The 4,550-nt window shown below is 47.2% G+C and carries 6 protein-coding genes; 5 read left to right on the forward strand and 1 reads right to left on the reverse strand.

What is annotated here, in order from left to right; genetic code table 11:
• Positions 1–233: 233 nt before the first annotated feature.
• The gene (locus C7R91_RS29005) at positions 234–434 is read right to left on the reverse strand and encodes a DUF378 domain-containing protein (protein WP_047073978.1); all 201 of its coding nucleotides are present in this window, start codon (positions 432–434) and stop codon (positions 234–236) included.
• A gap of 182 nt (positions 435–616) precedes the next feature.
• On the opposite strand from C7R91_RS29005, the gene C7R91_RS29010 reads away from it, so the two are divergent.
• The 5 genes from C7R91_RS29010 to C7R91_RS30010 all read left to right on the forward strand — a co-directional run.
• On the forward strand, positions 617–1,558 hold the full coding sequence (locus C7R91_RS29010; protein WP_047073980.1) for a phosphate ABC transporter substrate-binding protein PstS family protein: 942 nt from the start codon (positions 617–619) through the stop codon (positions 1,556–1,558).
• Between the two features lie 89 nt (positions 1,559–1,647).
• On the forward strand, positions 1,648–2,595 hold the full coding sequence (gene pstC / locus C7R91_RS29015; RefSeq protein WP_047073981.1) for a phosphate ABC transporter permease subunit PstC: 948 nt from the start codon (positions 1,648–1,650) through the stop codon (positions 2,593–2,595).
• Positions 2,596–3,486, forward strand: coding sequence for a phosphate ABC transporter permease PstA (gene pstA, locus C7R91_RS29020; RefSeq protein WP_047073983.1), 891 nt, complete (start codon positions 2,596–2,598; stop codon positions 3,484–3,486).
• A 19-nt stretch (positions 3,487–3,505) separates the two neighbouring features.
• Complete coding sequence (gene pstB / locus C7R91_RS29025) at positions 3,506–4,279, forward strand: phosphate ABC transporter ATP-binding protein PstB (RefSeq protein ID WP_047073985.1); 774 nt, start codon at positions 3,506–3,508, stop codon at positions 4,277–4,279.
• Between the two features lie 98 nt (positions 4,280–4,377).
• A partial coding sequence (locus C7R91_RS30010; protein ID WP_146142152.1) for a helix-turn-helix domain-containing protein occupies positions 4,378–4,550 on the forward strand: 173 nt, incomplete at its 3' end.

Below are 4,550 nucleotides of genomic sequence, written 5' to 3' on the forward strand. Positions count from 1 at the left end.
AGAGGAAACAGGAGAAATAAGCGAAGATCTTTGGTACACCGACCGAGGCGTAATGAAAAAAAGCGAAACAAGCTTTTAGCGTCCACCTCTGAGACACCTCTTGAATGGACCGCTTTGGACGCGGGTTTCGCTTTTTTTCATGGAGACGGGCAGTGAATCCCACAGCGGGTGGGACAAGAAGCTGAGCGTTTTCTCCTGTTTCCTCCCCACCCTTACAGCCGGAGAAAGGTTTTTTATGTTGGTGTTTCCTCCCGATCAGTGAATAGAAATTTGATGGCATATACCCCAAACAAGCCTACCAACGTATACACGATTCGACTTACGATCGACTCCGCTCCGCCAAACAAGCTTGCGACTAAATCAAATTGAAATAACCCGATTAATCCCCAGTTCAGGGCACCTATAATCACAAAAAGCAAGGCCAGCCTTTCCACATAGACACCCCCAGAAAAGAATAGGGACATTATTCCCATGTTTGCGGTTTTACAACAGGAATTTCTCCATCTTTAAGAAAGCTTTACATTCACAACATAATACGACAACATTCCCGCTGTATAGTTTGTACTTGTAAGAGAGAAAAAAACAAACCGAACCTTTTAAGGAGGATTTTCATCCAATGAAAAAACTCAGCAAAATGTTTATTGCGCTGACATGTGTAGGGGCATTACTCGCGGGGTGCGGAAGCGGCAACACTGCGCAGACACAAACGCAAACACCAGCACCAGCGCAACAACCAGCCCAGGAGCAAAGCAACTCTGGTTCGACAACAAAAACTTCCGGTGAACCTGTAACAGCAGTGGGTTCTACCGCTTTACAACCTCTGGTCGAGCAAGCGGCCAAAGACTTTATGGCAAAAAATGCAGGCGCACAAATCCAAGTACAAGGCGGAGGAAGCGGCACGGGCTTGAGCCAAGTAGCAAGTGGTGCAGCAACGATTGGTAACTCCGATATTTTTGCAGAAGAGAAAAAAGGCATTCCAGCAAACGAACTGGTAGACCATAAAGTAGCGGTTGTCGGTATGGCAGCAGCGGTAAGCCCACAAGTAAAAGTGGACAACTTGTCCAAGCAACAATTGATCGACATCTTCACTGGAAAAATCACCAACTGGAAAGAAGTTGGCGGCGATGATATGAAGATCACGCTGGTTAACCGTCCGAAATCTTCCGGAACTCGCGCGACATTCAGCAAATTCGCGTTGGATGGCAAAGAAGAAGCAGAAGGTATCACAGAGGATTCCTCCGGTACTGTTCGCAAAATCATTGCAGAAACACCAGGTGCAATTGGTTACTTGGCACTGTCCTACTTCAATGACTCTGTAAAAGCTCTGAAATTGGATGGCGTGGAAGCAAACGCTGAAAACATTGCAACGAACAAATATCCAGTATGGGCGTACGAGCATATGTACACGAAAGGTGAAGCAACTGGCGATGCAAAAGCATTCCTCGACTTCATCCTGACTGACGAAGTACAAAAGAAAACCGTTACAGAATTGGGCTTCCTGCCAATCACAGACATGAAAGTGGAACGTGATGCAGAAGGCAAAGTAACACAAAAATAAGCGTTATCGTCAACAGCAAAATAGAGGGGTAGGGGGGCCTTCCCCTCATTTTGCTTGCGTACAGTCGTTTTCTTTCCAGGAGGGAGAACATGAGCCATCGTACTGAAGGGGTAAATACAGAGCGTCAATCGATGATTGCGCAAAAAATGCTGACAACGAACAAGCGTCAAAAAACAGAGAATATTAGCGGCAAAACCATCGCGATGATTTGTGCGGGTTTGCTCGTTATTGTAGTTTTATCGATCACCTATTTTATTGCTTCAAAAGGGTTGTCGACGTTCTTTGTCGATGGAGTAAGCTTTAAAGAATTTTTAACCCATGACAAATGGGACCCAGAAGGTGAACCCTCCGCGTATGGTGTGTTGCCCTTTATCCTCGGTTCGTTTTTCGTAACGGCACTGGCTGCTTTAATTGCCGCGCCACTGGGAATCGGCGCTGCTATTTTTATGACAGAAATCTTTCCTGGCTTTGGAAAAAAAGTATTGAAGCCGGTTATTGAGCTGTTGGTTGGTATTCCATCCGTTGTTTACGGTTATGTTGGACTAACTTTGCTTGTTCCATTTATTCGCGAACAATTCGATGTTCTAGGCTTCAGTTTATTGGCAGGGGGACTTGTTCTTGCCCTGATGATTTTACCTACTATTACGAGTGTGGCAGCAGATGCTATTGAGGCTGTTCCGCAAGATTTGCGCAACGCTTCGCTCGCACTGGGTGCTACTCGCTGGCAAACCATTTGGAATGTCGTGTTGCATTCCGCGCTCCCTGGCTGTTTGACGGCCATTGTTTTGGGAATGTCTCGCGCTTTTGGAGAAGCTTTGGCTGTGCAAATGGTTATCGGTAACACAACGAAGCTGCCAGGCGGTTTGCTCGAACCGATCAGTACGCTCACTAGCGGTATTACATTGAACATGGGGAATACGATTCAAGGAACTCCGTATAACAATGCTCTCTGGTCAATGGCTTTGCTGCTCTTGGCGATGTCTTTCATCTTTATCGTGATTTTGCGCCTGTTGGGCAGAAAGAGGTTGGCAAAATAGATGAAAGCGAGACTGATGGACCGCGCTGCTACTGTTGTTTTGACACTGATTGCCGTACTGATTATCGGTACCTTGGTGGGACTATTGGGCTTCATTCTCTCACAAGGCTGGCATAAGCTGAATCTCGACTTTTTGACCTCTCCGCCGGATATTGTCAATGCGGGTGGCGGGATTGGACCACAGCTTTTCAACTCGTTGTACTTGCTGGTCCTAACCATGCTGATCGCGTTGCCGCTCGGGATCGGAGCAGGCATTTATATGGCTGAATATGCGCCGGATAACAAGATTACACAGTTTATCCGCATGAGTATAGAAGTATTGTCTTCCCTTCCGTCTATCGTAGTTGGTTTGTTTGGATTGCTCGTGTTCGTAAATATGACTGGCTGGGGCTATACCCTGTTTGGCGGAGCACTTGCGCTGACGGTATTTAACCTGCCGCTCTTGGTTCGTGTAACAGAGGATGCACTGCGCAACGTACCACGCAGTCAAAAGGAAGCGAGTCTCGCGCTTGGTATTACCAAATGGCGTACCATCGTGTCTGTCATCCTTCCAGCAGCACTCCCAGGTATCATTACGGGGGCCATTCTGGCTTCTGGCCGTGTATTTGGGGAAGCGGCTGCCTTGCTGTTCACTGCAGGGATGTCTTCACCGAATCTGGATTTCACCGACTTCTCGATGAACAGTACAACGTCACCTCTGAATCCGTTCCGTCCTGCCGAGACCTTGGCCGTGCATATTTGGAAGGTAAACAGCGAGGGGCTGACACCGGATGCACGTGATGTCGCAGATGGCGCGGCTGCTGTTCTGATTATTGCCGTCTTGCTCTTTAACCTTTCCGCTCGTTGGTTCGGGAATTGGGTTTACAAAAAGATGACGTCAGGATCAAACTAAGAAGAGGTAGGTGGCAGCCATGTCCGTACTGACCATGCAAGAAACGATCATTCAGACGAATAACGTGAATGTATACTACGGAGAGAAGCACGCCGTAAAAAATATATCGATGGATATTGAAAAAAACTCCGTGACGGCCTTTATCGGCCCGTCCGGATGCGGGAAATCGACGCTTCTACGGAGCTTGAACCGGATGAATGATCTGGTTCCTTCTTGCCGTGTAGAGGGCTCCATTATTGTTGATGGTATCGACATTAACAGCTCGCAAGTAAACATCGAGAGCCTGCGCCAAGTGGTAGGAATGGTGTTCCAACGAGCGAATCCATTTTTTAAATCAATCTATGAAAACATCGCATTTGCACCACGTTTCCACGGGATGACCAATAAACGTGATTTGGACGAATTGGTTGAGTCGAGCCTGCGAAAAGCAGCGCTTTGGGATGAGGTAAAGGATCGGCTTCGCGACTCAGCGCTCTCCCTTTCTGGCGGACAGCAGCAAAGGCTGTGTATCGCGCGTGCAATTGCGATGCAGCCAACCATTTTGCTATTGGACGAACCGGCTTCCGCTCTCGATCCGATCTCTACCATGAAAATCGAAGAGCTGGTCATGCAGCTAAAGGATGAGTATACGATCGTGATCGTTACCCATAACCTCCATCAGGCAGCGCGAATTTCTGAGAAAACCGCCTTTTTCCTGATGGGTGAGCTAATCGAGATGGATGAGACAGGTAAAATCTTCACATCACCGGAAAACGAAAAAACGGAAGCGTATATTAGCGGACGTTTTGGATAAGAAACAAGAAGCCCTCCCAAGCAAATCATGATATGCTCCCCTTCAGGTAGACAGTTGAAATAATAAAACTGTCTACCTGTAAGGAGGAGCATTTTTTTATGTCCCATAAAGCAAAAATAGCTGGAGCAGATAAGGTTACCGCTATCGAAAAATATCTTCGCGGAGAAGATTCTCTGAAACATCTAGCAAGAACGCTAGATGTTTCCTTTTCCTCCATGAAACAATGGCTTCAAACCTATCAATCGTTAGGCCCCAATGGGCTGCTCAGTAC

Origin of the sequence: Brevibacillus formosus, from assembly GCF_003013405.1 — a bacterium.
Lineage (GTDB): Bacteria > Bacillota > Bacilli > Brevibacillales > Brevibacillaceae > Brevibacillus > Brevibacillus formosus.

Excerpts from the sequence above, each read along its gene's own strand:
- pstC (WP_047073981.1), top strand. The coding sequence starts at position 1,648 with ATGAGCCATCGTACTGAAGGGGTAAATACAGAGCGTCAATCGATGATT.
- C7R91_RS29010 (WP_047073980.1), top strand. The coding sequence starts at position 617 with ATGAAAAAACTCAGCAAAATGTTTATTGCGCTGACATGTGTAGGGGCA.
- pstB (WP_047073985.1), top strand. The coding sequence starts at position 3,506 with ATGTCCGTACTGACCATGCAAGAAACGATCATTCAGACGAATAACGTG.
- pstA (WP_047073983.1), top strand. The coding sequence starts at position 2,596 with ATGAAAGCGAGACTGATGGACCGCGCTGCTACTGTTGTTTTGACACTG.